The 24,999-nt window shown below is 71.6% G+C and carries 25 protein-coding genes and 2 pseudogenes; 12 read left to right on the top strand and 15 right to left on the bottom strand.

Annotation, left to right across the window (positions count from 1 at the left end; genetic code table 11):
• Positions 1-360, bottom strand: a pseudogene (locus tag P1P75_RS22750) (hypothetical protein); the annotation flags it as partial.
• A 199-nt stretch (positions 361-559) separates the two neighbouring features.
• On the opposite strand from P1P75_RS22750, the gene gcl reads away from it, so the two are divergent.
• Positions 560-2,344, top strand: coding sequence for a glyoxylate carboligase (gene gcl, locus P1P75_RS22745; RefSeq protein ID WP_319258206.1), 1,785 nt, complete (start codon positions 560-562; stop codon positions 2,342-2,344).
• Between the two features lie 214 nt (positions 2,345-2,558).
• Here gcl and P1P75_RS22740 read toward each other — a convergent pair whose 3' ends face one another.
• The 4 genes from P1P75_RS22740 to P1P75_RS22725 form a co-directional block, all read right to left on the bottom strand.
• On the bottom strand, positions 2,559-3,068 hold the full coding sequence (locus tag P1P75_RS22740; RefSeq protein ID WP_319258204.1) for a hypothetical protein: 510 nt from the start codon (positions 3,066-3,068) through the stop codon (positions 2,559-2,561).
• Positions 3,069-3,224: 156 nt separating this feature from the next.
• Entirely contained in the window at positions 3,225-3,470 is a 246-nt protein-coding gene (locus tag P1P75_RS22735; RefSeq protein ID WP_319258201.1) for a hypothetical protein, read from the bottom strand.
• Between the two features lie 574 nt (positions 3,471-4,044).
• Positions 4,045-4,935 carry a 2-hydroxy-3-oxopropionate reductase gene (locus P1P75_RS22730; protein ID WP_319258199.1) on the bottom strand — a complete coding sequence of 297 codons (891 nt, stop codon included), beginning with the start codon at positions 4,933-4,935 and terminating at the stop codon, positions 4,045-4,047.
• Between the two features lie 63 nt (positions 4,936-4,998).
• Positions 4,999-5,820 (bottom strand): TIM barrel protein, encoded by an 822-nt coding sequence (locus P1P75_RS22725; protein ID WP_319258197.1) that lies wholly within the window; start codon positions 5,818-5,820, stop codon positions 4,999-5,001.
• Positions 5,821-6,115: 295 nt separating this feature from the next.
• Here P1P75_RS22725 and P1P75_RS22720 point away from each other — a divergent pair, with 295 nt between their 5' ends.
• The 7 genes from P1P75_RS22720 to P1P75_RS22690 all read left to right on the top strand — a co-directional run bounded on the left by P1P75_RS22720 (position 6,116) and on the right by P1P75_RS22690 (position 12,108).
• A complete protein-coding gene (locus tag P1P75_RS22720) occupies positions 6,116-6,364 on the top strand; it encodes a thiamine-binding protein (RefSeq protein WP_150473395.1) in 249 nt (82 codons plus the stop codon).
• Positions 6,361-6,729, top strand: a complete 369-nt coding sequence (locus P1P75_RS22715; RefSeq protein WP_150473396.1) for a helix-turn-helix domain-containing protein — start codon at positions 6,361-6,363, stop codon at positions 6,727-6,729. The genes P1P75_RS22720 and P1P75_RS22715 overlap by 4 nt, the downstream gene beginning before the upstream one ends.
• A 153-nt stretch (positions 6,730-6,882) precedes the next feature.
• Positions 6,883-7,401, top strand: a complete 519-nt coding sequence (gene uraD, locus P1P75_RS22710) for a 2-oxo-4-hydroxy-4-carboxy-5-ureidoimidazoline decarboxylase (RefSeq protein ID WP_319258194.1) — start codon at positions 6,883-6,885, stop codon at positions 7,399-7,401.
• A gap of 97 nt (positions 7,402-7,498) precedes the next feature.
• Positions 7,499-7,903, top strand: a complete 405-nt coding sequence (gene uraH / locus P1P75_RS22705; protein ID WP_319258191.1) for a hydroxyisourate hydrolase — start codon at positions 7,499-7,501, stop codon at positions 7,901-7,903.
• Positions 7,904-7,907: 4 nt separating this feature from the next.
• Positions 7,908-8,831, top strand: a complete 924-nt coding sequence (gene pucL / locus P1P75_RS22700) for a factor-independent urate hydroxylase (protein ID WP_319258188.1) — start codon at positions 7,908-7,910, stop codon at positions 8,829-8,831.
• 181 nt (positions 8,832-9,012) lie between these two features.
• Positions 9,013-10,398 carry an 8-oxoguanine deaminase gene (locus P1P75_RS22695; RefSeq protein WP_319258186.1) on the top strand — a complete coding sequence of 462 codons (1,386 nt, stop codon included), beginning with the start codon at positions 9,013-9,015 and terminating at the stop codon, positions 10,396-10,398.
• A 282-nt stretch (positions 10,399-10,680) separates the two neighbouring features.
• Positions 10,681-12,108, top strand: a complete 1,428-nt coding sequence (locus tag P1P75_RS22690; protein ID WP_319258183.1) for a nucleobase:cation symporter-2 family protein — start codon at positions 10,681-10,683, stop codon at positions 12,106-12,108.
• Here P1P75_RS22690 and P1P75_RS22685 read toward each other — a convergent pair.
• On the bottom strand, positions 12,074-12,676 hold the full coding sequence (locus P1P75_RS22685; protein WP_319258181.1) for an exonuclease: 603 nt from the start codon (positions 12,674-12,676) through the stop codon (positions 12,074-12,076). The two genes, P1P75_RS22690 and P1P75_RS22685, sit on opposite strands and share 35 nt — an antisense overlap.
• A gap of 92 nt (positions 12,677-12,768) precedes the next feature.
• Positions 12,769-13,560, bottom strand: a complete 792-nt coding sequence (locus P1P75_RS22680; RefSeq protein WP_319258178.1) for a helix-turn-helix domain-containing protein — start codon at positions 13,558-13,560, stop codon at positions 12,769-12,771.
• 87 nt (positions 13,561-13,647) lie between these two features.
• Here P1P75_RS22680 and P1P75_RS22675 point away from each other — a divergent pair, with 87 nt between their 5' ends.
• The gene (locus P1P75_RS22675; RefSeq protein WP_319258175.1) at positions 13,648-14,535 is read left to right on the top strand and encodes an NAD(P)H-binding protein; all 888 of its coding nucleotides are present in this window, start codon (positions 13,648-13,650) and stop codon (positions 14,533-14,535) included.
• Between the two features lie 95 nt (positions 14,536-14,630).
• Here P1P75_RS22675 and P1P75_RS22670 read toward each other — a convergent pair whose 3' ends face one another.
• Positions 14,631-16,043, bottom strand: a complete 1,413-nt coding sequence (locus P1P75_RS22670; protein ID WP_319258173.1) for an MFS transporter — start codon at positions 16,041-16,043, stop codon at positions 14,631-14,633.
• Between the two features lie 200 nt (positions 16,044-16,243).
• Between P1P75_RS22670 and P1P75_RS22665 the strand changes: the two genes are divergently transcribed.
• Entirely contained in the window at positions 16,244-16,645 is a 402-nt protein-coding gene (locus P1P75_RS22665) for a helix-turn-helix domain-containing protein (protein WP_319258171.1), read from the top strand.
• A gap of 26 nt (positions 16,646-16,671) precedes the next feature.
• On the opposite strand, the gene P1P75_RS22660 is transcribed toward P1P75_RS22665, so the two are convergent.
• From P1P75_RS22660 to P1P75_RS22645, 4 genes are all read right to left on the bottom strand, one after another.
• Positions 16,672-17,094, bottom strand: coding sequence for an acyl-CoA thioesterase (locus tag P1P75_RS22660; protein WP_319258168.1), 423 nt, complete (start codon positions 17,092-17,094; stop codon positions 16,672-16,674).
• Positions 17,095-17,154: 60 nt separating this feature from the next.
• A complete protein-coding gene (locus P1P75_RS22655; RefSeq protein WP_319258165.1) occupies positions 17,155-17,823 on the bottom strand; it encodes a hypothetical protein in 669 nt (222 codons plus the stop codon).
• Between the two features lie 102 nt (positions 17,824-17,925).
• Entirely contained in the window at positions 17,926-18,525 is a 600-nt protein-coding gene (locus P1P75_RS22650; RefSeq protein ID WP_319258163.1) for a histidine phosphatase family protein, read from the bottom strand.
• A gap of 205 nt (positions 18,526-18,730) precedes the next feature.
• Positions 18,731-19,939 carry a pyridoxal phosphate-dependent aminotransferase gene (locus P1P75_RS22645; RefSeq protein WP_319258161.1) on the bottom strand — a complete coding sequence of 403 codons (1,209 nt, stop codon included), beginning with the start codon at positions 19,937-19,939 and terminating at the stop codon, positions 18,731-18,733.
• A gap of 81 nt (positions 19,940-20,020) precedes the next feature.
• Between P1P75_RS22645 and P1P75_RS22640 the strand changes: the two genes are divergently transcribed.
• A complete protein-coding gene (locus tag P1P75_RS22640; protein ID WP_319258158.1) occupies positions 20,021-20,647 on the top strand; it encodes a helix-turn-helix domain-containing protein in 627 nt (208 codons plus the stop codon).
• Positions 20,648-20,690: 43 nt separating this feature from the next.
• On the opposite strand, the gene P1P75_RS22635 is transcribed toward P1P75_RS22640, so the two are convergent.
• Genes P1P75_RS22635 through P1P75_RS22625 form a run of 3 tightly spaced genes read right to left on the bottom strand, consistent with a single transcriptional unit; the run spans position 20,691 to position 24,338 of the window.
• The gene (locus tag P1P75_RS22635) at positions 20,691-21,515 is read right to left on the bottom strand and encodes a hypothetical protein (RefSeq protein WP_319258156.1); all 825 of its coding nucleotides are present in this window, start codon (positions 21,513-21,515) and stop codon (positions 20,691-20,693) included.
• The gene (locus tag P1P75_RS22630) at positions 21,515-22,777 is read right to left on the bottom strand and encodes a VWA domain-containing protein (RefSeq protein ID WP_319258154.1); all 1,263 of its coding nucleotides are present in this window, start codon (positions 22,775-22,777) and stop codon (positions 21,515-21,517) included. Before P1P75_RS22630 ends, P1P75_RS22635 begins: the two co-directional genes overlap by 1 nt.
• Positions 22,778-22,820: 43 nt before the next feature.
• Complete coding sequence (locus tag P1P75_RS22625; RefSeq protein ID WP_319258152.1) at positions 22,821-24,338, bottom strand: IucA/IucC family protein; 1,518 nt, start codon at positions 24,336-24,338, stop codon at positions 22,821-22,823.
• 217 nt (positions 24,339-24,555) lie between these two features.
• On the opposite strand from P1P75_RS22625, the pseudogene P1P75_RS22620 reads away from it, so the two are divergent.
• A pseudogene (locus tag P1P75_RS22620) lies at positions 24,556-24,999 on the top strand (IucA/IucC family siderophore biosynthesis protein); the annotation flags it as partial.

The raw sequence follows: 24,999 nt of genomic DNA, 5'->3' as shown, positions 1-24,999 counted from the left end.
CCCCTGGCTGCCTTCGTTTCTCGTTCGTTGGAGGAGGAGTTGATTCCTGGTCGCTGCCGGTCCCTCGGCCACCACGTCGAGTGGCCCCGGCCGGAAATACGCTTCGCCTGCCGCGCCGTCCTGCGGCTCCCGCTGACGTGCCGGGCGGGGCCATTGGCCGTGGCGGCCGCAGGACCGGCAGCGGACGGTGATCCACTCCTCCTCCCACGTCCGGTGTGCGACGGCTTTCGGGGCCGCACGGGGATCGAGGCGGGCCGCGACCGGGGCGCCGCACGCGCAGGGGTAGCGGGGGACGGTGTAGAGGCGCTCGCGCCGGCAGGCCGGGCAGCGCACCGGCACGCTCTCGGGCATGGCGCCCATCGTCCTCCAGAGAGCCCCCGCTTGTCCGTCTCTTGACGGTGTTCTCCCACCCCCTTAGATTACTTCCAGATAGTAGAAGTTAGTTTCCGCAATACGGAATCACCTTGCGGAGGCGGTGTCGATGTGCTCACGGCGGGGCGCGACGGGAGTACGCATCCGACAGCTCAAGCAGCTGAAGCAGTCGAAGCAGGAGTACTCGATGGCACGAATGACCGCTGCCCGCGCGGCAGTTGAGATCCTCAGGCGTGAGGGCGTCACCGCCGCGTTCGGTGTCCCCGGCGCGGCGATCAACCCCTTCTACGCGGCCCTCAAGGCCTCCGGCGGCATCACCCACACGCTGGCCCGCCACGTGGAGGGCGCCTCCCACATGGCCGAGGGCTACACCCGGACCCGGCCGGGCAACATCGGCGTCTGCGTCGGCACCTCGGGTCCGGCCGGCACCGACATGATCACCGGCCTGTACTCCGCGATCGGCGACTCGATCCCGATCCTGTGCATCACGGGCCAGGCCCCGACCGCCGTGATCCACAAGGAGGACTTCCAGGCCGTCGACATCGCCTCGATCGCCAAGCCGGTGACCAAGATGGCGGTCACCGTCCTGGAGGCCGCACAGGTCCCCGGGGTGTTTCAGCAAGCGTTTCACCTCATGCGCTCCGGCCGTCCGGGCCCCGTGCTCATCGACCTGCCGATCGATGTGCAGCTCACCGAGATCGAGTTCGACCCGGACACCTACGAGCCGCTGCCCGTGTACAAGCCGGCCGCGACCCGCGCGCAGGTCGAGAAGGCGATCGGGATGCTCAACGCCTCCGAGCGCCCGCTGATCGTCGCGGGCGGCGGCGTCATCAACGCCGACGCCTGCGAACTCCTGGTCGAGTTCGCGGAGTTGACCGGCGTCCCGGTCGTGCCCACCCTGATGGGCTGGGGCGCGCTGCCCGACGACCATGAGCTGAACGCCGGCATGGTGGGTCTGCAGACCTCGCACCGCTACGGCAACGCGACGTTCCTGGAGTCCGACTTCGTCCTCGGTATCGGCAACCGGTGGGCCAACCGGCATACCGGAAGGCTGGACGTCTACACGGCGGGACGGACGTTCGTCCACGTCGACGTCGAGCCCACCCAGATCGGCAAGATCTTCGCGCCGGACTTCGGTATCGCCTCCGACGCCAGGGCTGCCCTGGAGCTGTTCGTCGAGGTGGCACGGGAGGTGAGGACGGCCGGTGCGCTGCCCGACCGTTCCGCGTGGGCGGGGGCCGCGCGGGAGAGGAAGGCCACGCTCCAGCGCCGTACGCACTTCGACGACATCCCGATCAAGCCGCAGCGCGTCTACCAGGAGATGAACAAGGCCTTCGGCCCGGAAACGCGTTACGTCAGCACCATCGGTCTGTCGCAGATCGCCGGCGCCCAGATGCTGCACGTCTACCGGCCGCGCCACTGGATCAACTGCGGCCAGGCCGGACCGCTCGGCTGGACCATCCCCGCCGCGCTCGGCGTCGCCAAGGCCGACCCGGAGGCGTCCGTCGTCGCCCTCTCCGGAGACTACGACTTCCAGTTCATGATCGAGGAACTGGCGGTCGGCGCGCAGCACAAGATCCCCTACGTCCATGTCCTGGTCAACAACTCCTACCTGGGCCTGATCCGCCAGGCGCAGCGCGGGTTCGACATGGACTTCGAGGTCAAGCTGGAGTTCGAGAACATCAACTCGCCCGAGCTGGGCGTCTACGGCGTCGACCACGTCAAGGTCGCCGAGGGCCTCGGCTGCAAGGCGGTCCGGGTGACCGACCCGAACGAGTTGGGCGCGGCCTTCGAGCACGCCAAGAAGCTCGCCGCCGAGTTCCAGGTCCCGGTCGTCGTCGAGGCGATCCTGGAGCGCGTCACCAATATCTCCATGAGCGGCACCAACGACATCGGCAACGTCGTGGAGTTCGAGGAGATCGCGACGCAGGAGTGGCACGCGCCGACGGCGGTCAGGACGCTGAAGGCCTGACCAGCCGGAAAACGCCTCGAGGCGGAGCGGAAACAGTGAGTAACAAAAAGTAGCCAAGGGGCGGCCCGCCCGGAGGAGGGGCCGCCCCTTCGGCGTGCCGCTCAGTCCGAGCCGCCTCCGCCGCCCCCGCACGAGTACGCCGTTCCGCCCGTGCCCCCGCCTCGTGGGGAACGGGCGTGGAAGCCCTTGCCCTCGGTTACCTCGGCCCGCGTGATCAGTCCCGCCCGCAGGGCGAACCGGGGGACGAGGACATGCAGGGCCGGCTCGTGGGCAGGGGGTGCTCGGCGGACAGGGCGTCCAGCGCCCGGCGGGCGGTTCGGGTGCGGTGGGGCGGGAAGGCCCGGAGCAGGCCCGCGGCCCGCAGACCCGCCTGCAGCTCGGCGAGGGCGGCCCGGACGTCGGCATGGTCCCGCACCTGGGGCAGTCCGGCGGGCCGGGCGAGCGCCGTGCGGACCGCCTCGGCGAGCGGCGGCAGAGGAGTCGAGGACGACGGCGGAGCCGGGGAAGACGCAGGAGCCGGGGAAGAGGTCCAAGTCTGGGGAGGCGGGGCCTGCCCGGCAGCCTCGGAGGACGCTTTTGAGGTCCGCGGTCTGCCGGGCCGGCCCGCCTCGACGCCGCCCCGCAGATGCAGGGCGACCACGGCCACCGTGACGGCGGCGCGGGGTCCGCCCCGCAACGGCGCGACCTCGTACGGCCGCGGCCGGATCGATGTGCCTGTGCTCATGGCGACCCCCTGGAGCGGGACCCGCCGCCCCCGTGCCGGCGGGCCCCGCGTGACCACAATGTGCCCACGCCCGGCGGCTGTTGAAAGCCCTTGAGCCATGTTCAGAGGTTGATTTGAGGTTGTCGTAGCCGGCCTACGCCTCGCTCTGACCCCGGCCTATGCCTCGTGCTGCTCATGATGCTCCGACAGTCCCGGCCAGTCGTCGGGGCCGCCGCCCTGCCATTCGATGAGGTCGCTTTCCTCGACTTCGACGCGGTCCAGGTCGGCGAGGCGGAGGATCTCGACGACATCGTCGAGGTGCGTCGCGATCCCCAGGGTGGCGTCGCCCGAGGTGACCCGGCGGGAGCCGTCCAGGGCCGGCGGGTGGACCACGATGTGCGGGTGCTGCGTCGGATTGCCCATGCCCTCAGATTCCTGCGGGTGCGGCCCGTCCGCACGCCGGGAGAGGGCCGAGGGGTACGGCCGGCTGGGCCAGGCGCGGTCGTCGCCGGTCCGCCTGCGCGTGCCCGCCGCGCGCGCAACGCGGCGCGCTCCCCGGCGCGACCGGGTCACGGTCTCGCGGGGGAGCGCGGGGAGGGTCCAGAGGATCGATCGGAAGGGACAGGGACCGCGACGGATGCGACGGAGCCGTGACGTCCTCCCTCAGGTCGAGAGGAGCGCCACGTTTCCTTCACCACCGCACTGGCTCGCACGCCGCCGCGGCTCCTGTCCCCTCGCCCGCTCCGCACCGCGATCACCCCTCATCCGGATCGTCGGCGCGGACGGGCCGCGCCCTGGACCATGACGTTCCGTCAGGTCGGGGGCGCGAGCCGGGGGTTCGGTCCTGGCTCGGGCGTGGACCGAATGTTCCACAGGTTCCACGCGCGTGCCGTATGCGGGATCGCGCGGGGAAGGGGCTGGATTCCGGGCGGCGTCGTCGCCTGGGCGCGACAGGACAGATGTCAGCGGCGGCGCCGCCCGGAAGTCTGGGAAAGGGTTACAGCCGGGCGCCGGAAAGCCGTTCCACGGCTCGCAGCAGTGCCGAGTGGTCGAGGCCGCCGTCGCCCTGCGCGCGCAGGCTCGCGACGAGTTGCGCGACCACGGCGCCGACCGGCAGGGCGGCGCCCACGGTGCGGGCGGCGTCCGTGACGATGCCCATGTCCTTGTGGTGCAGGTCGATGCGGAAGCCCGGAGCGAAGTCGCGGTTCAGGAAGTTGTCCTTCTTCCGCGTCAGTACGGTTGATCCGGCCAGTCCGCCGTTGAGGACGTCCAGCGCGGCCTTCAGGTCCACGCCGGACTTCTCCAGGAAGACCACGGCCTCGGCGCAGGCCTGGATGTTCACGGCGACGATCAGCTGGTTCGCGGCCTTCACCGTCTGGCCCGAGCCGTGCGGCCCGCAGAGCACGATCGTCCTGCCGAGCGCGTCGAAGAGCGGCTCGGCCCGGTCGAAGTCGGCCTGCTCGCCGCCGACCATGATGGACAGCACCGCCTCGACCGCACCGGCCTCACCGCCGGACACCGGCGCGTCCAGGACGCGGATGCCCTTGTCCTTCGCCGCCCTCGCCAGATCGACGGAGGTCTGCGGAGTGATGGAGGACATGTCGATCAGCAGGGTGCCGGGGCGCGCGTTCTCCAGGATGCCGTCAGGGCCGTACGCGATGGCCTCGACCTGTGGGGAGGCCGGGACCATCGTGATCACGACCTCGGCGTCACGGACGGCCTCGGCGATCGAGCCGGCCGGGCGTCCGCCGGCGGCGGTCAACCGGTCCAGTTTCTCCCGCTCCAGCGTGTAACCGGTTACCTCGTAGCCCGCCTTGATCAGGTTCTCGGACATGGGGGAGCCCATGACGCCGAGGCCGATCCAGGCGATCTTGGGGAGGTTGCTCATGATGGGGTGCCTCTCGGTACGGGGATGTTCAGCGGGCGGCGCGGACCCGGGGCCTGCCCGGTGCTACCGGGGCAGCCAGTCGAAGGCCGCCGCGCTCGGACGGTCGCCCGGCTTGTACTCCAGGCCCACCCAGCCCTCGTAACCGGCCTTGCCGAGCCGGTCCAGCAGGTTCTCCAGCGGCAGTGAGCCGGTGCCCGGCGCGCCGCGGCCCGGATTGTCGGCGATCTGCACGTGGCCGGTCCTGGACGCGTACCGGTCGATCACCGAGGGGAGGTCCTCGCGGTTCTTCGACAGGTGGTAGAGGTCCATCAGGAACCGGGCGTTTGCGAGACCGGTTACCGCGTTGACCTTGTCGACGACGCCGACGGCGGCCGAGGCCGACACCAGCGGGTACTTCGGCGACTCGGGCCGGTTCAGCGCCTCGATCAGCAGGATCGCGCCGATCCGGTCGGCGGCCCGCGCCGCGAGCGCCAGGTTCTCCAGGGCGAGCGCGTCCTGCTCGGCCGGGTCCACGCCGTCCACGCGGTTGCCGTAGAGCGCGTTGAGCGCCGTACAGCCGAGGGACTGTGCGAAGCCGGCGGCCACGTCGATGTTGGCGCGGAACCTCTGCGACTCCTCACCCGGGACCGACAGGGCGCCGCGGTCGGGGCCCGGCAGCCGGCCGGCGTAGAAGTTCAGGCCGGTGAGCCGGACGCCCGCGTCCTCGATCGCCGTTCTCAGCGCGTCGAGTTCGTGCTGCCGGGGGGTGGGTGTGTCGGTCCAGGGCCACCACAGTTCGACCGCGGTGAAGCCGGCCGCGGCGGCGGCCGCGGGGCGCTCCAGGAGCGGGAGTTCGGTGAAGAGGATCGACAGGTTGACGTTGAAGCGCTGCTCTGCGAATCCCATGGGGTCCGGCGCTCCCTTCCGTGACGGCTTCCACACACTGACCATGAATTCCGTATTGTGGAAGTTACTTTCTGCTTATTGGAAGATTGCCGTCGGGGGTCGCGGCTTGTCAAGGGGTGTGGCGGAGGCGGGGCGCCGGCACTCCCCTGACCGACCCGCCGGTCGGTTAAGGTCGGGGTCCGGGAGCCACCCCGATGGCCCATTCGTGTGTCGGCGGATCGTTCCGGAGCGCCCTCCTTGGTGCGGGCGGGTGGGAAACGCGCAGGTCAGGCAGGTCAGAGAGGTATGGGGCGCGATGCGACTGAGGGTTGAGTTCACCACCGAGCCCTTCGATCTCGACGAGGCACCCGCGCACGCGCTGGTCGCCCGCGAGGTCGTCGAGGCCGCCGACCTGGACGCCGTGGACGTGGGCCCGTTCGGCAACACCGTGGAGGGTCGCGCCGACGCGGTACTGGGCGCGGTCGACGCCCTGCTCCGCAAGACCCTGGAAGCCGGAGCCACCCGGATCTCCCTCCAGGTCAACGTCCTCGGGGAGGGCGAATGACCGGGTCCGGGCGGGAGTCCTTCATCGCGGCCGTGAAGCCGCTGGTCGACGCCATGGGCGGGGAACTGGTCCCGCCGGACGAGGCCGGCCCCGACGACGTCGTGCTGTCCTGGGAGGGCGCCGACGCCCTCGCCGTACGGCTGCCGCAGCTCGCCGACTCCCTCGACCACATCCTGGCCGCGATGGAACGCAAGAAGGGCAAGCCCCTCGCGGATCTGGACCGCAAGGCCAAGCAGGAGGTCGTACGGATACTGGAGGCGCGCGGCGCGTTCTCCGTGCGGCACGGCGTGGAGACGGTGGCGGGCGCACTCGGGGTAAGCCGTTTCACCGTGTACAACTACCTCAACCGCGAGAAGGGGAGCTGAGCGGCGGCTGTGACCGCGCGGGGCTCCGGGTTTCGAGACTCCGGGTTTCGTTACCCGGAATTTTCAACAAAGTGTTGACTGGTTGTCGCGGGTAGGCGTTAGCTAGCCGCAGTCCGATCAGCACGAAGGCCGTTCACGGCCACGGAGGCTCCCGTGACGTCGACTTCCCCGCCCCCGGGACTGGCCCGGTTCAACGCCCTCGAAGAGTCCGCGGCTCTCGCCGCGCTCCACGAGGCCTGCGCCTCCACCACCTGGGCGAAGCACCTGCTCGCGGCCCGTCCCTACGCCACCGCCGACGACCTGTACGCAGCCGGTGACGCCGCCATGGCCGAACTGACCGCCGCGGACCTGGACGAGGCGATGGCCGGGCACCCGCCCATCGGCCGTCCCCGGCCCGGCGACCCGACCTCCGCCCGCGAGCAGCGCGGCATGGCCGGCGCCTCCGAGGAACTCAAGACGCAGATGCTCGAACTCAACCTGGCCTACCAGGAGAAGTTCGGTCACGTCTTCCTGATCTGCGCCACCGGCCGCACCGGCGAGGAGATGCGCGACGCCGTACGGGAACGGCTCGTCAACGCGCCGGAACAGGAACGGGAGATCGTCCGCACCGAACTGGGCAAGATCAACCGCATCCGCCTGGCCCGACTTGTCGAAAACGGTGTAGAGGGATGAGCCGGGCTCGGCCGTCCAACAGGTGAGCGGGGACGGCTGAGGACGACCGAGCCGCCTGCCAGCCGACCGAGAGCCGACCGAAGAGGACGCCCCGACCATGAGCACCAGCACCACCGCCTCCGTGTCCACCCACATCCTGGACACCAGCGTCGGCCGCCCCGCCGAGGGCGTCGCCGTCCACCTCTCGGCCCGCGCCGGCCGGGACGCGGAATGGCGGGCGCTCGGCGGTTCCGCGACCGACGCGGACGGCCGGTGCAAGGACCTGCCGGCGCTGCCGGAGGGAACCACCCACGTACGGCTCGACTTCGCCGTGGAGCCGTACCTGGAGAAGACCGTGAAGGAACAAGCCGATGCGCAGCAGGACGCCCCCGCGAATCGGGACAGCGGTGCCGGCGTGTTCTTCCCGGAGGTGGCGATCACGTTCGCCGTCGTGCCGGGCGAGCACTACCACGTACCGCTGCTGCTCAACCCGTTCGGCTACTCCGTTTACCGAGGGAGCTAGCTAGATGCCCACCTTTCTGGGACAGAACCAGTACGGCAAGGCCGAGAACCGAGTCGTCAAGATCACGCGGGACGGCGCCACCCACCACATCAAGGACCTCAACGTCTCGGTGTCGCTGAGCGGCGACATGGACGAGGTCCACTACTCCGGCTCGAACGCCAACGTGCTGCCGACCGACACCACGAAGAACACGGTGTACGCGTTTGCCAAGGAGTACGGCATCGAGTCCGCCGAGCAGTTCGGCATCCACCTCGCCCGCCACTTCGTCACCGCGCAGGAGCCCATCCAGCGGGCCCGCATCCGCATCGAGGAGTACGCCTGGGAGCGGATCGAGACCTCCGGCGCCGGCACGAAGGAGACCGGCTCCGACGAGCCGAAGCACTCATTCGTCCGTCAGGGCCAGGAGACCCGGCTCACCCAGATCACCTACGACGGTGAGTCATGGGAGGTCGTCTCCGGCCTGAAGGACCTGGTCGTGATGAACTCGACGGACTCCGAGTTCTGGGGCTACGTCAAGGACAAGTACACGACGCTCCCCGAGGCCTACGACCGCATCCTCGCCACCCAGGTGTCCGCCCGCTGGCGGTTCAACTGGACGGACGACGGGCGGGAGATGCCGGACTGGGAGGAGTCCTACGAGCAGACGAGGAAACACCTCCTCCAGGCTTTCGCGGAGACGTACTCCCTCTCGCTCCAGCAGACGCTGTTCCAGATGGGGTCGCGGATCATCGACCACCGCGGCGAGATCGACGAGGTCCGCTTCTCCCTCCCGAACAAGCACCACTTCCTCGTCGACCTGGGGCCGTTCGGGCTGAAGAACGACAATGAGGTGTACTTCGCCGCCGACCGGCCCTACGGCCTGATCGAGGGGACCGTCCTGCGGGACGGCTGCGAGGCCCGCATACCGGTGGACCTCAGCAACCTCTGACATATCCGTTTCCCACGTTCCGCTTCATCGCGGCACCCGTTCATCGCGGCACCCGTGGCCGGGAAAGCGGGAACGGAAGGGGAAGCCGTTACTGCGCCCCTTTCCGTTCCCGCCCCGGTCACGGCACTCAATCTTCCGGGGTCCTGCCGTGCCCTCTCCCTCTCACCGCAAAGGACGAACCATGGCAGCAGACCGGCGCATCGTCATCGAGAACTGTGCGATCGCGACCGTCGACGCCCACGACACCGAGCACGCAAGCGGTTACGTCGTGATCGCCGGCAACCGCATCGAGTCGGTCGGTGCGGGCCCGGCCCCGGCAGGTCTGGAGAACGTCGCCCGCCGCATCGACGCCGCAGGCCACCTGGTCACTCCCGGTCTGGTCAACACCCACCACCACTTCTACCAGTGGATCACCCGCGGCCTGGCCACGGACCACAACCTGTTCGACTGGCTGGTCGCGCTCTACCCCACCTGGGCCCGCATCGACGAGCCGATGGTCCGGGCCGCCGCGCAGGGCTCCCTCGCGATGATGGCCCGCGGCGGTGTCACCACCGCCATGGACCACCACTACGTCTTCCCGCACGGTTCCGGCGACCTGTCCGGCGCGATCATCGGTGCCGCACGGGACATGGGCGTGCGCTTCACCCTGGCCCGTGGCTCCATGGACCGCAGCGAGAAGGACGGCGGCCTGCCCCCGGACTTCGCCGTCGAAACCCTGGAAGGCGCCCTCGCCGCCACCGAGGAGACCGTGCGGCAGCACCACGACGCCTCCTTCGACGCGATGACCCAGGTCGCCGTCGCCCCCTGCTCGCCCTTCTCCGTCAGCACCGAACTACTGCGCCAGGGGGCCGAGTTGGCCCGCCGTCTCGGCGTACGGCTGCACACGCACGGCTCGGAGACGGTCGAGGAGGAGAAGTTCTGCCACGAGTTGTTCGGCATGGGCCCGACCGACTACTTCGAGTCCACGGGCTGGCTCGGCGAGGACGTGTGGATGGCGCACTGCGTCCACATGAACGACTCCGACATCGCCGCGTTCGCCCGCACGAAGACCGGTGTGGCGCACTGCCCGTCGTCCAACGCCCGGCTCGCGGCGGGCATCGCCCGCGTCCCCGACATGCTGGCGGCCGGCGTCCCGGTCGGCCTCGGCGTCGACGGTACGGCGTCCAACGAGTCCGGCGAACTCCACACCGAACTGCGCAACGCCCTCCTGATCAACCGCCTCGGCGTCCACCGCGAGGCCGCCCTGAACGCCCGTCAGGCGCTGCGCCTGGGCACGTTCGGCGGCGCCCGGGTCCTCGGCCGGGCGAGCCAGATCGGCTCGCTGGAGCCGGGCAAGCTCGCCGACCTGGTGCTGTGGAGGATGGACACCCTCGCCCACGCCTCCATCGCCGACCCGGTGACCGCGCTGGTCCTGGGCGCGGCGGCCCCGGTCACCGCCTCCTTCGTGAACGGCCGTCAGATCGTCGAGGACGGCCGGCTGCTCACCGCCGACGAGGACGCGATCGCCCGCGCGACCCGCGAAGAGGCCCGGCGCCTGGCACGGATCGCCGCACAGGGCTGCCCCTGAGCTGACCAGAGGTGCCCCTGAGCTGACCAGGGCTGACCTGTTGAGACTCCGGCCGGGAGGGACGGCTCCCGTGCCGGTGGCCCTGGACCCGCAAGGGTCCACGGCGGCTGTGACCGGGGCGCGTGCGGACGCGCGCGCCCCGGAACGGTCACCCCGTCGTTTCCCGCCGTTTCACACTGTTTCCCGTCGTTTCCCGCCGTTTCCCCGGTCCCGCACGACCGTGCACCACCTCCATGAAACCCACGCCAGAGCTGCCGTGTAACCGACCGGAGGAGAGCCGCCGTGTCCGCTCGACGACCCGCCGCGATAGCCGATCCAGCCGCCCCACCCGTCCACCCCGTGGACGAGAAACTCCCCGCCCTGAAAATGGCGACAAGCGGTCTCCAGCATGTCGCCGCCATGTACGCCGGAGTCGTCGCCCCGCCGCTGATCGTCGGCGCCGCCATAGGCCTGACCGGCACCGAACTCACCTTCCTCACCGGTGCCTGCCTCTTCACCGCGGGCCTCGCCACCTTCCTCCAGACACTGGGCGTCTGGAAGATCGGCGCCCGCCTGCCCTTCGTCAACGGCGTCACCTTCGCCGGTGTCGCCCCCATGACGGCGATCGTCGCCTCCACCGAGGACAGGTCCGACGCGCTGCCCGTCATCTTCGGCGCGGTCATCGTGGCGGGACTCCTCGGCTTCCTCGCGGCCCCCGTCTTCTGCAAGGCGGTCCGCTTCTTCCCGCCGGTCGTCACCGGCACCGTGATCACCCTCATCGGTGTCTCGCTGCTGCCGGTCGCCTTCGGCTGGGCGCAGGGCCCGAACCCGGCCGGCGACGACTACGGCTCGGCGACGAACCTGACCCTCGCGGGCGTCACCCTGCTGCTGGTCCTGCTTCTGCGCCGCTTCACCCGGGGCTTCGTCAAGCAGATCGCCGTGCTGCTCGGCCTGGTCGCCGGAACGCTCGTCGCGATACCGTTCGGCGTCACCGACTTCGGGCCGGTCGCCGCCGCGGACGTGGTCGGCTTCCCGACCCCCTTCCACTTCGGCGCCCCGCAGTTCCAGGTCGCGGCGATCCTGTCGATGTGCGTGGTGATGGTCGTGTCGATGACCGAATCGACCGCCGACATGCTGGCGCTGGGTGAGATCGTCGACCGTCCGGCGGACGAGAAGACGATCGCGGCGGGCCTGCGGGCCGACACCCTCGGCTCGGCGCTCAGCCCCGTCTTCAACGGCTTCATGTGCAGCGCCTTCGCCCAGAACATCGGCCTGGTCGCGATGACCCGGATCCGCAGCCGGTACGTCGTCGCCACCGGCGGCGCCTTCCTCGTCCTGATGGGCCTGTGCCCGATGGCCGCCTCACTCATCGCCGTCGTACCGCGCCCGGTGCTCGGCGGGGCAGGCGTGGTGCTGTTCGGCTCTGTTGCGGCAAGCGGTATCCAGACCCTTGTCCGGGCGGGCCTGGAGAAGGACAACAACGTGCTGATCGTCGCCGTATCCCTCGCCGTCGGCATCATCCCGATCACCGCGCCGGGTTTCTACCACGCCTTCCCGGAGACGGCACGGATCGTCCTGGACTCGGGCATCTCCACGGGCTGCGTGGCGGCCGTCCTGCTCAACCTCGTCTTCAACCACCTCGGCAGGACCGTCGACGCCCAGGACGTGACGCACCCGATGGAGGCGGGCGAGGAGATCACCGGGGCGCCGCGGGCCCCTGCCACGCCATGAGGTGAGCGAAGAGTTCGGCCTGCTCGACGGCGTCGTCCAGCGCGTGATGCGTGTGACGGCGCCTCGGCAGCAGTTCCGCCGGCATCGACCGCTTGGCCACGGCCCGCAGCGGCACCCCGGCCTTCGTGGCGTACAGCGTCTTCATGTCCAGGCATCCGGAGTGCCCGAAGGGGCTCTCGCCGGTGAAGCGGATCAGGTACCAGTAGAGGAACGTCCAGTCGTACGACGCGGGGTAGCCGCACATCACCGGCTGCGCGCCCTCGCTCACCTCGCGCACCCAGCGGGTGAACTGGGACAACCCCAGGGCGGGTTCGAGTCCCTCCACACGCAGGCGCTCGCGGTCGAGGCCGCTGACGGCGAGCGCGTCGGGGACGAAGTCGTCGCCGATGGGCCGCAGTTCACGGTAGAAGGTGCGCGCCTCGGGGTCTGCCGCGGTGAATCCCTCGGCGTCCTGGACCCCGGCGACGGCGGCGCCCAGGCTCAGCATCGAGTAGGGGCCGGGGATCGGCCCGTCGGCCTCGATGTCCACGGAGATGTAGAGGCTGGGTCTGCTGCGTCGAACGGCCATGGGACCGGAGCATCGCAGGTCGGCGGCGACCCGCGCATCCGCATTCCGACCGGACCGGTGGCGGCCGCCCCGTCCTGGCGCCTCCGTACGGTTCAGCGCGGTGCGGGCGCCTCGCACGGCGTGGCCCTCGGCAGCCGTCCTGTGAAGTACGCCTTCGGTGGCACGCCCATCAGAGCGCGGAAGTCGGCCGTCATGTGGGACTGGTCGTAGTAACCGGTTGCGACGGCGAGTTCGGCCCACGGGGCGTCGGCCGCGTGGGTGAGGACGTGCCGTACGCGGTCGATGCGGGCGTAATGCTTGGGGGAGAGGCCCACTCCTTCCGCGAACAGGTTGCGCAACTGGCGTTCGCTGACCGAGAGGTCGCGAGCGACGTCCTGGACGGCGGCGGCTGTGCGGTCGCGGTGGGTCGACAGGGCGGCCGTGGCGGCTCGCAGCAAACGGTTGCGGGAGTCGTCGGCCGGAGGCGGGAGCAGCTCCGCGAGGCGGGCGGTGAACCCCTCCTCGTCCAGCGAGGCCAGCGCACGTGCCAGTCGCCGGGCCGTACCCGAGGGCAGCTCGCGCAGCGGCACCGCACGGCCCACCAGATCGACCGCGGCGACGCCCAGCAGCGGGCGTGCCGCACCCGGTCCCAGCCGCAGACGCGTGCAGGACGTCACCGGGCGGTCGGCGTCCGTGTGGTAGGTGGCTCGGGTGCGCGGCCCGACGACCAGGGTGTCGCGCCGCCCGTCGGCCTCGACACGCACGACCAACCGGGCCGCTGTGTCCGGGGCGTGGGTGAAGGAGTCGGGCAGCGGGCCGGTGACGCGCATCGACTCGATGCCGGAGATCCAGGGGCGTGCCCGCTCGGGGACGGTCAGCGACTGCTCGGCGAGGGCGTTGGTCACCCCTTCACCGTAGGCGCACGGGCGGCCTCGCGGGCCTGTCGAAGCGTGCCGGAAATTCCTAGTAACCCGTTGCCCCGGCCCGTCAACGTGAGAGCCATGATCCTCGTGACCGGTGCCACAGGCACCATCGGCAGTGAACTCGTACGACGGCTGGCGGCGCGCGGAGAGAAGGTGCGCGCCCTCGTCCGCGACCCGGCGAAGGCCAGGGCCATGTCACTCCCCGCGGGCGTGGAGGTGGCGCGGGGCGACTACGGCGAACCCGCCTCCCTGGAAGCGGCGATGACCGGCGTGACGGCGGCGTTCCTGGTGGGCGTCCCCGGCCCCGGCACCGATCCTGGCGGCGGCGCCCGGTCCGACGAGGACCTGGTCGCTGCGGCCGTGGCGGCGGGCGTGGGACGGCTGGTGAAGCTTTCCGCGATCGCGACCGGCGACCCTGCTGTGGGCCCCTCCGGTACGTGGCACCTCCCGGGGGAGCGGGCCGTGCGTGACAGCGGCGCCGAGTGGGCCGTCCTGAGGCCCTCGGCCTTCGCCTCGAACACGCTGAGCTGGGCGGAGCCCGTCCGGTCGGGTCTGGCGGTGCCGAACATGACCGGCGACGGCGCACAGGGCGTGATCGACCCGCGTGACGTGGCCGAGGTCGCTGCACTGACCCTGCTGGACGGGGGGCTCGCCGGGCGGACGTACACCCTCACCGGGCCGGAGACGATCAGTGCGCCCGGACAGGCCGCCGTACTCGCGGACGTACTCGGCCGCCCGGTCACGACTCGCGACCTCACACCCGAAGGGACCCGCGAACTCCTTCTGGCCTGGGGGCTGGGGGAGGCGCAGGCGGAGGGGATGCTGGCCGGTACCGCATTCGCGCGCGCGGGCGGCAACGCCGTCGTCACCGAGGACGTGCCCGAGCTGCTGGGGCGCGCGGCGCGGACGTACCGGGAGTGGGCGGTGGCGCATCGGGGGGCGTTCGAGGCCGGGTGACGGGCCGGCCGCAGGGCCCGGTCAAGGTCGGCCCGGTCACGGCGGGTCCAGTCGCCTCGGCTCGGTCACGACGGGTCCGGCTGCGTCGGTCCGGGTCAGCCCGCGTCCCGCACCCGTGGTGTCCGCAACACCGCCGTCGCCAGTATCAGGGCCGCCGCCGCGATCAGCGTCGCCACCCGGAAGGCCAGTTGGTAGCCCTCGGCCGTGGCCGGGAGGGGGGCGGTGCCTGTGGCGAGGAGGGTGTCGGTGTGCTGGGCCGCCAGGGTGGTCAGCACGGCCAGGCCCAGCGAACCGCCCACCACCTGCGTGGTGTTGAAGAGGCCGGAGGCCAGTCCGGTGTCCTCCTCCCGTGTCCCCGACATCGCGAGGCCGGTCAGCGCGGGCATCGCGGCGGCGAAACCGGCCGCGAGCAGCAGTATCGGCGGGAGTACGTCCGCCGCGTACGAGCCGTCGGCCGGGGCGCGGCTCAGAAGCGCCATGCCCGCGGTGATCAGGACCAGGCCGGCCAGCAGCACGCGGTACGCGCCGTAGCGGGCGATCGTGCGGGCGGACAGGCCGAGCATCAGCAGGCCGATCGCGACCGGCGCCGGCAGGAAGGCCGTACCGGTGGCCAACTCGCCGTAGCCGAGGACGCGTTGCAGGTACAGGGCGCCGATGAACTGGAAGCCGTACATCGTGGCGATCATCAGGATCTGGACGGCGTTCGCGCCGCTGAGGAGCCGGGAGCCGAACAGTCGAAGGCGGAGCAGGGGGCGGGCGGTGCGGGCCTGGCGCAGGACGAAGCCGGCGAACAGGGCGACGGCGAGCAGGGCCAGAAGGGTGGTGGCGGTGGCGTCTCGGTCGCCGGCGCCGACGATGACGTACACGGTGAGCATGAGGGCGCCGGTCACCAGGGCGGAACCGGGGTAGTCGGCGCCCTTGCCGAGGCCGGCGCCGCGGTCGGGGGCGAGGACGCGCAGGGCGGCGAACCAGGCGAGCACGCCGATCGGCAGGTTGATGAGGAAGATCCAGTGCCAGGTGAGGAGTTGGGTGAGCGCCCCGCCGAGGAAGGTGCCGAGCGCGCCCCCCGCCGCGCCGACGGCGCTGAACACCGCGATGGCTCGGGCCTGTTCGCGTGGCTCGGGGAACAGGGCGACCAGCATGCCGAGGACGACTGCCGAGGTCATCGCCCCGCCCACGCCTTGCAGGGCGCGGGCCGCGATGAGCACGCTCTGCCCGGTGGCCACCCCGCACAGCACGGACGCCGCCGTGAACACCGCCAGGCCCGCCGTGAACATCCGCTTGCGCCCCACCAGGTCACCGAGGCGGCCGGCCAGCAGGAGGAGACCGCCGAAGGGGATCAGGTAGGCGTTGACGACCCAGGCCAGGCCCGGAGCGCTGAAGCCGAGGTCGCTCTGGATGGCGGGCATCGCCACGGTGACGATGTTGCCGTCCAGGATCGTCATCAGCGTGCCGGCGCACAGGATGACGAGCGACGCCCAGCGGGAGTACGTCCGGGGGTGTGACATCCGGTTCGACGTCAGGTTCGAAGTCCGGTCCGGTGCCTGTACCGGTGCCTGGTCCGGTGTCCGGTTCTGTGAGCCGACCTTGGTGGACATGGTCTGCGGGCCTCCGCTGTCTCCGTAGGAACGATGCGTGCCCTTGGTGCACGACTTGTGACGGAGGCCATCGTGAGTGACCCTGAAGGGAGCCGTAAGGAGGCAGTCGGATGTCCCAGAGGAACACCGGTGTTACCCCGCAGGTGGTGAACGCGCACGCGTGCCCGGTGCGGGAGGTTCTTGACAGGGTCTCGGGCAAATGGAGCGTGCAGATCCTCGTCGCGGCAGCGCACGGACCGATCCGTTTCACCGAACTGGAGCGCGGCATCGAGGGCATCAGCCGCCGGATGCTGACCCTCACCCTGCGCAACCTGGAACGCGACGGGCTCGTCACCCGTACCGTGCACCCGACCGTGCCGCCGAAGGTGGAGTACCAACTGACGCCGGTGGCTCGAGAGTTGCACGAGACCCTGCTGCGCCTGACCGGCTGGGCCGAACGCAACAGGGTCTACATCGCCGAGTCCCGCGCCGCCTACGACTCCGAGCACGACCGGGAGCTGACCGACGCGTAGGGCTGCCGGGGCCGGCATGCCCCGGATCAGAGTCCGAACAGGCTCGGGTCGGTGGCCAGTTCCTTGAAGTGGTGCGCGGGGTCGGCGACCATCCGCCGCGTCTCCAGGTTCAGCAGGCCGCCGACCGCGGACAGTTCGGCCGCGACCGTGCCGTCCGTCCTGCGGATGACCTGCTCGATGCGGAACGTCTTGCCGCCACCCCATGCGAAGGCGCACGTGACGTCGACCTCGTCGCCCGCGAGCAGTTCACGCTTGTACCGGATGGTCGTCTCCAGGGCGACCGGTCCGATGCCCCGGCCGATCAGCCCGGCCTGGGTGATGCCCGCTGCCTGGAGCAGTGACCAGCGCGCGTGCTCCGCGTAGTTGATGTACACGCTCTGGTTGAGATGGCCCTGCACGTCGGTCTCGTATCCGCGCACGGTGACCCGCACGGAAAACGGCTCGCTCACGGCTTCCCCTTCTCGTCGACGAGCACAGTCGATGCCCTGTCCACCGATCTTGGCACGCCCTCACACGCGGCGCGGGGAAGCCAGCAGATAGCGGGTTCTGCTCCGGGGATCGGTGTGCTCGCTGACGTGCCAGCCCGCTTTCTCCAGCGTCGCCGCGCAGGCCCGCAACGTCTCCTCGTCCGGCCCCTGCACGGCGATCGCGTCCGGCTGAGGGCTGGCGCGCACACGGTAGCCGCCGGCGTCCGTCCCGCCGCCGCCCGGTCTGCGGACGTCCGCGCCGGCGGGCGGGTGCCCCGCCGCCTCCAGGGCGAGCGCGGCGGCCTGCACCAGATGCGTACGCTCCCACCCGCAGGGCCGGTCCACCGCCCCGTCCGGGTGGGTCATCCGGCGCAGCTCCAGCAGCCCCTGCCAGGCGCTGTGCACCTCCCGCACCCGTGACGGCCCGCCGTCCGGCGGCTCCTCCTCGCCGCCGACCCGCGCCGTGAACACGCCGGTCTCCGCGCGCGGGGCATCGACCACGGCGGCGGCGGGCTCGGCCTCGGGCTCCGCCTCCCGTATCCGGTGTCCGGCCGGGGTGAGGAAGTGGTCGTTCGGCGGCCTCGGGTGTCGGAACGCGAGCCCCCGCCCGACCAGCGCGGCGAGCTGCGCCTCCGTGCCCCGGAGGCGCCCGGTGACGGGGTCGGCGGCGTCGATCACCCGCCGCTGGGCGGCGGTCGGCGGTCGTGTCACGGCCTGCTCCCTCCGGGCGACGGTACGGCTGTCCACCACCACGAAGGTTACGACCAGCCACTGACAATCCGGCCCGACCGCAGACCCCCTCCCGCCCGCCCCTCAGGCCCCCGGCCGGATGTTCCACCCCGCGATCACATGCCGGCCGTGCTCCGTACCCAGCCGGCACAGTGCCCCGGTCGCCAACTGGAACAGGGCCCCCGCCGACGGCGGCAGACCGAGCCTTCGCGCCGTGAGCACCCGCAGGAAGTGCCCGTGCGCCACCAGCACCACGCACCCCTCCGTGTTGGCGTGCGCCGCGTCCACCTTCGCCAGCATCCGGTCGGCCCGCTCCCCGACCTGTTCCGGGGTCTCCCCGGGATGCTCCGGCGGGCCCGGCGCGACACCGTCCGTGAACAGGAACCACTCCGGCCGCTCCCGGTGGATCTCGACGGTCGTGACGCCCTCGTACCCGCCGTAGTCCCACTCCTTGAGGTCCGCGTCGGCCCGCACCTCGTGCAGCCCGATCAGCTCCGCCGTCTCCCGGGCCCGCTGGAGCGGACTGGAGAACGCGGCGCCGATCCGATGCGACCGGATGAGCGGCACCAACTGACGCGCCTCCATGCGGCCGTGCTCGGTGAGCGGGACGTCCGTCAGTCCGGTGTGCCGGCCGGTGCGCGACCACGCGGTCTCGCCGTGCCGCACCAGGAAGAGATCACCCATGCCGCAAGAGTCGCACAGGCGTGCGCCGACGCCCCGCAGTACGGGGCGCCGGTCTGTCGTACGTCAGTGATCCGCGGCGTACGAGACGAACGCGGCCCCCTGGGACGGGGCGAAGGCGAGGTGGAGGTGCGGTGGTTCTTGGAGTCCCGTATGCGGACGGCTTCGCGGGTGAAGGCGACTACCACGCGATCCGGGCCGTCGTTGCCTACTGCCGGTAACCGCTCAGGAAACGCCCGATCCGGCCGATCGCCGCCTCCAGGTCCTCCGCGTGCGGGAGGGTGAGGATGCGGAAGTGGTCCGGGGTCGGCCAGTTGAAACCGGTTCCCTGGACTACCTGGATCTTCTCGCGCAGCAGCAGGTCCAGGACGAACTTCTCGTCGTCGTGGATGGGGTGGACCTTGGGGTCGATGCGCGGGAAGGCATACAGGGCGCCCTTGGGCTTCACGCAGGAGACGCCGGGGATCTCGTTGAGCTTCTCCCAGGCGATGTCACGCTGGTCGCGCAGTCTGCCGCCCGGCGCGGTGAGTTCGCGGATGGACTGGCGGCCGCCGAGAGCCGCCTGGATGGCGTACTGGGCGGGCGCGTTGGCGCACAGGCGCATGGAGGCCAGCATGGTCAGGCCCTCCAGGTAGTCCCGCGCGTGCTGCCTGGGACCGGTCACCACCAGCCAGCCCGAGCGGAATCCGGCTACCCGGTACGTCTTGGAGAGGCCGCAGAAGGTGAGGACGACCAGGTCGGGGGCGAGCGCCGCGGCCGAGTGGTGCACGGCGTCGTCGTAGAGGATCTGGTCGTAGATCTCGTCGGCGAAGACCATCAGGCCGTGCCGGCGGGCCAGGTCGAGGATGCCCTCGATGATCTCCTTGGGGTAGACCGCGCCGGTGGGGTTGTTCGGGTTGATGATGAGGACGGCCTTGGTGCGGTCGGTGATCTTGGACGCCATGTCGTCCAGGTCCGGGTACCAGTCGGCCTGTTCGTCGCAGAGGTAGTGGACCGCCTTGCCGCCCGCGAGCGTGGTGACGGCCGTCCACAGCGGGAAGTCGGGGGCCGGGATGAGGATCTCGTCGCCGTCCTCGATCAGTGCCTGTACGGCCATGGAGACCAGCTCCGAGACGCCGTTGCCGAGCCAGACGTCGTCGACGTCGACCTCCAGGCCCCGTTCCTGGTAGCGCTGGGCGACCGCCCGGCGGGCCGGGAGGACGCCGCGCGAGTCCGTGTAGCCGTGGGCCTGCGGGAGCATCCGGATCATGTCCTGGAGGATCTCCTCCGGCGCCTCGAAGCCGAAGAGCGCGGGGTTGCCCGTGTTGAGGCGCAGCACGCTGTGCCCCGCCGCCTCCAGTGCGTTGGCGTGCTCGATCACCGGGCCGCGGATCTCGTAACAGACCTCGCTGAGCTTGTTCGACTGCCGGAACTCCATGCGCCCCTCCGGTATCTGGTGTTACTTGGTTTTACCAAGTTCGAGCTTGGAAAGTCCAACGACATGTCTAGACTGCGTCGCATGTCACCTCGCCGAAGCTACGACCAGTACTGTTCCGCCGCCCGCGCCCTCGACACCGTCGGCGATCGCTGGACCCTGCTGATCGTCCGGGAGCTGCTCGCCGGCCCGCGCCGCTACACCGACCTGCACGCCGACCTGCCGGGCGTCAGTACGGACGTACTCGCCTCACGGCTGAAGGACATGGAACGCGACGGACTCGCCACCCGGCGCAGGCTGCCGCCGCCCGGCGCGGCCAGCGTCTACGAACTCACCGGGCGCGGACGCGCGTTGCTGCCCGTGCTCCAGGCGCTCGGCGCGTGGGGGCAGGCGGAACTGGGGGAGCGCGGGCCCACCGACGCGATCCGCGCACACTGGTTCGCGCTGCCCCTGCTGCGCGCCCTTCAGGGCGAGGGGCTCGTCGAAGTCCGGCTGGACGAGGGCCACTTCCATCTCTTCGTCGGCACGGACGAAGGGCCCGTGTACGGTCACGGGGCCGCCCCCGGCCCACCCGACGCCCTGCTCGTCATGGACACCGCCACCTGTACGGCGGTGGCGCAGGGCGAGCTGAGTCTGCTCGACGCCGTGCGCGACGGGCGCATCGAGGTGAGCGGCGAGGGCACCCTCGCCAAAGGGCTGCGGGAGGCCTGAGGAACACGGAAGGCCCGCACGGTGCGGGCCTTCCGGGTGAGCGTCAGGCGCCCGGCGGCACCTGCCTCGGCCGTCCCGGGCCGCGGGTCAGGGTGTACCCGCCGATCCCGGCGAGCGCGGCCAGCACGCCGCCGATCCCGGTCCACACCCAGCGGTCCGTCCACCAGCCGGAGGACCAGCCGTCGTCCGGCTCGATGCTCGACAGCACGGCGGAGGCGGACGAGTCGTCCCCGTCTGCGTCCTCGCCCTCGTCCTTTGCCGACGACTTCACGGCGATGCCAGGCACCAGGGGCTCGGCGAGCGAGCCGTCCACCGCCGCGGCCCCGCCCATGTCCTTGGAGCCGACGCGCAGTTCGGCGCCGACCGGCAGGCCGAGGTCTGCCGTCTTCAGGCCGAGAGCCGTCAGGCGGACGTAGTACGTGCCGGGCAGCGGGTCGTCGGCCCACGGCTCCGACCAGGCGCGGACCGTGCGCAGCACGCAGGCCAGCTCCAGGGAGGCGGTGCCGGAGGCGGCGGTGCGGGTCTGCGCGCCGTACTGGCAGGCCTGGCGGCGCCGCAGACCGTCGTACACGTCGACCTGCCAGGTCTGGCCCGCGTGTTCCTCGGGCAGCTTCACCTTCGCCGTCACGGTGGGCCGTTGGCCCGCGTCGGCGGGGAACGACCAGTACAGGTAGTCGCCCGCGGAGCCGCTCGCGGTCGCCGTCTGCCCCTGGTCGACCTCCGTCGCCGTACGGAAGGACGTGCCGGCCGTCGTGGGCGCCGAACCGTCCTTCGAGGGGCTCGCGGACGGGGTGGAGTCGGCGGCGGCCGGAGCGGCCGCCAGGCCGAACGCCAGCAGGGTCGTGCTCAGTACTCGGGTGATACGCATCAGTTGGTCCTCCAGACCGCGACACGCCAGCGCGACAGCCAGCCCCACAGAACGCCCGCGAGGAAGCCGGCCAGCACCAGGGCGCCGAGCAGCCACCAGCCGCGGCCCAGACCGAACGAGGCCACGTCGCTCGCCTGCGAAGGACCGTCGACCACGTCCACGGTCAGCTCCAGCGGCATGCCCGGCGTGGTCTTCACACCGGCCGCGGCCGAATAGGAGTTGGTCACCTGCACGCACACCGTCTCGGCGGGCGCGTCATCGTCGTCGCTCTCCGCCTTCGGGTAGCGCAGACCGGTCGAGATGACGTCGGTACGGCCGTTCCCGGCGGCCTCGCCGCGCACGATCTCCCGGCCGTGCACGGTCACCGCCCGTACCAGCAGCCCGTAGTCGGGGTTCATCGCCCGGTCCGCCGACACGCTCACCGAGGCCCGCAGCTCCTTGCCCGGATCCAGGTCCACGCGGTACCAGCGCTCCTGGCCGAACTCCTCACGGTCGGTGTACAGGCCCGACTTCAGGGTCGGTGCCTTCGCGCAGGAGTCCGCGCCCCGGGTGGCGACCGGCGTCACCACGGGGTCGGCCGCCCGGTCCACCAACTGGTTGACCTTGTCGGTGAGTTCCTCGGTGTGCTCCACCGAGGTGTAGGTGCCGCCGGTGGCCTCGGCGATGCAGCTGAGCTGCTGACGCATCTTCACGTTCGGCACCAGGCCGAGGGTGTCGATGGTCAGGCCGATGCCCTTGGCCGCTATCTCGCGGGCCACCTCGCACGGGTCGAGCGGGGCGCAGGTGTCCTCGCCGTCGCTGATCAGCACGATCCGCTTGGATCCGGTGCCCCCGTCGAGGTCCTCGGCCGCCTTGAGCAGGGCCGGTCCGATCGGGGTCCAGCCGGTGGGCGTGAGCGTGGCCACCGCGGCCTTGGCCTCGGTGCGGTCCAGCGGGCCCACCGGGTAGAGCTGCGCGGTGTCCTTGCAGCCCGTCTTCTGGTCGTCGCCGGGGTAGTTGGCCCCCAGGGTGCGGATGCCGAGCCGGACCTCCTCGGGGGTGGCGTCCAGCACCTCGTTGAAGGCCTGCTTGGCCGCTGCCATCCGCGACCCGCCGTCGATGTCCTTCGCCCGCATCGAACCGCTGACGTCGAGCACCAGGTTGACCTTGGGCGCATTGGCTGTGGTCTCGTCGGCGACCGCCCCGGCCGGGAACGCGAGCCCGGCCGTGAGCGCGGCGAGCAGGGCGCAGAAGCCCGCCGCCAGCCGTTGTGTTCTGATCATCGGCGGATCCTATTGACCAGAGGTGTCCCGCTTCAAAACGTGATCAGAAACCCCGGCCTGCCAACGGGTTGGGCAGCTCCGCCCACCGGTCCCCGGACCCGCCCGGCGACAGCCGCATCAGCGTCAGCGCCTTCACCGGCACCGGCTCCTCGCGCAGCGCCCGCAGGTCGACCGTGTCCGGCGCCTGCGGTACGGCCGCCGCCAGCGCCGTACCGAGCGCCTCACCGCTTCCGGCGGTGGCCGCCAGAGCGCCCGCCACCAGCGAGCCGAACAGTTTGCGGCGCAGCGCCCTCACGTCGTCGGTGAGGATCCGGGCCGGCAGTTCGGACGCCGTCACGCCGTGCCGGGCCAGGCGGGCCGGGCTGACCCGGATGTCGGCGAGGTCGCGGTACACCAGCCGCAGCGGCGCACCCGACGCCGACAGTACGACCAGCAGGTTCTGGCCGTGCGCCTCCAGGGCCACGCCCCGCTCCAGCAGCCGCAGCCCCACGGTCAGCGCCAGCCGCGCGAAGTCGGCCAACCAGGCGGGTGAGGCGGGAAGTCCGGTCGTGGCGAGGGCGGCCACCGGGACGACGTGCTCGCCCGGACCCGCGTACACGGACGGGGGCTCACGCAACACGGCGGCGAGGTCGGGGGAGTTGGCGGTGACCGCGCCCAGCGAACGGGTCATGTGCAGCAGGCCGTCCGTGTGTTCCGCCAGGCTCTCCGCGAACGCGGACAGCGCCGCGGACGCGGCGACCGAGCCCACCGAGATGTCCCGCACCGACGACGTCAGCCGGGCGCTCAGCGCGGTCTTCACGTGCGGACCGCCCGGCACCGCGAGCGTACGCAGGGACATCAGCGGATGCGCGGCAAGCCCCTTTGGGCACGACCGCTTGAGCACGTGCGCCGCCTGCCAGGGGTGCACCGGGATCACCAGCCGTCGCCCGTCCCGCAGTCCGTCGGGCCACTCGCCCGAGACGAGGCACTCCTCGGCCGGAACCGGCAGCAGCCCGAGTCGCACCCCCGGCGGCCGGTGCTCCGGCCCGTAGGCCAGCTGCTCGGCCACCGAAAGACCGGGCCGGGAACGACAGCTGGGGTGGTACGGGTGACCGTCGACGACCCGCTGCTCCCACTCCCAGTCGTGCGCGGGCCACTCCTTCGCGCCGGGACCCCCCGGTTCCTGCCCGGCGCGCGACAGCGCCAACGACGCCGTACTGTGCGCCAGTTCTGCGGCGAGGCTCCCGCCGTACGGCACGGCCAGGTCCGTCATCAGCCGCGCGGGATCGTCGTACGCCGTCCCGGCCAGGTCCACGGCCCTCACGTGGGCGGCGGTCGCGTACGGGTCGGAGCGCGGGCCGTGCAGCCGTCGGCCGTCGGCGAGGTGCAGCGTGAGGCCGTCGCGGGCGGGCACCCGGCCCACGACCCACGGCAGCGGCTCGTGCGTGAGGGCCCGCCACAGACGGGTCAGCACGGCCGCGCGGGCACCGGGCAGCTCGGCGGCGAACCGCGCGGCGAGCGCGGGGCGCACGGCGGCGAGGTCGGCGGCCAGCTCGGCCTCGGCGGTGGGGGGACGGTGCACGGGCGGGCTCCTCGGGTACGGGTCGGGCAGGGCGCGGGTGCGCCAACGGCGTCACGGGCGGGTCGTGACCCCAGCGATACTGATCGTCTCCGCCCGCCAGAACCGTAGGGAACGAGTGGAACGCGTGGATCTCATCCCCCCGCCCGCCGACTCCGTGCCGGCCGCCGAGCCCGGCTCGGCCGCCGTCGCCCGAGGTGCCGCCACCGCGCCGGGCGCCCTGGCCGCACGGGCCGACGCCCTCGCCGCCGCACCGCTCCTCAACTGCCTCCTGCGGGAAGTGGCCGAACGTGACCCGGCCCGGGCCGAGGGGGAAGTGACCGGGGCCGGGAGGGAATTGGCCGAACCGCGAGCCCGGCATGACGCACGGCACACGCACCGGCTGCCCTCCGGCCGTCTGCTCCGCGTGCGCGGCGCCCGGCGGCCCGCCGAGCCCGAGGTGCGCGTGGACGGCGCCTGGCACCGCCTCGACCACCGCGGCCTCGTCGGCCTGGTCGCCACGGAACTGCGGCACCACACCGGCCTCACCAACCCCGGCCTGCCCGCCGAGATGCTCGACAGCCGGGACGCGGTGGCCGCCCTGCTGGCCGCACGCGCGCAGGCCACCCCGCCCGAGGACCTCTACCTGCGCTCCGAACAGTCCCTCCTCACCGGCCACCCCCAC

It is taken from the genome of Streptomyces sp. ID05-39B (assembly GCF_033794725.1).
In the GTDB taxonomy this organism is placed as follows: domain Bacteria; phylum Actinomycetota; class Actinomycetes; order Streptomycetales; family Streptomycetaceae; genus Streptomyces; species Streptomyces bobili.
This window is presented reverse-complemented; position numbering and strand designations above follow the sequence as displayed.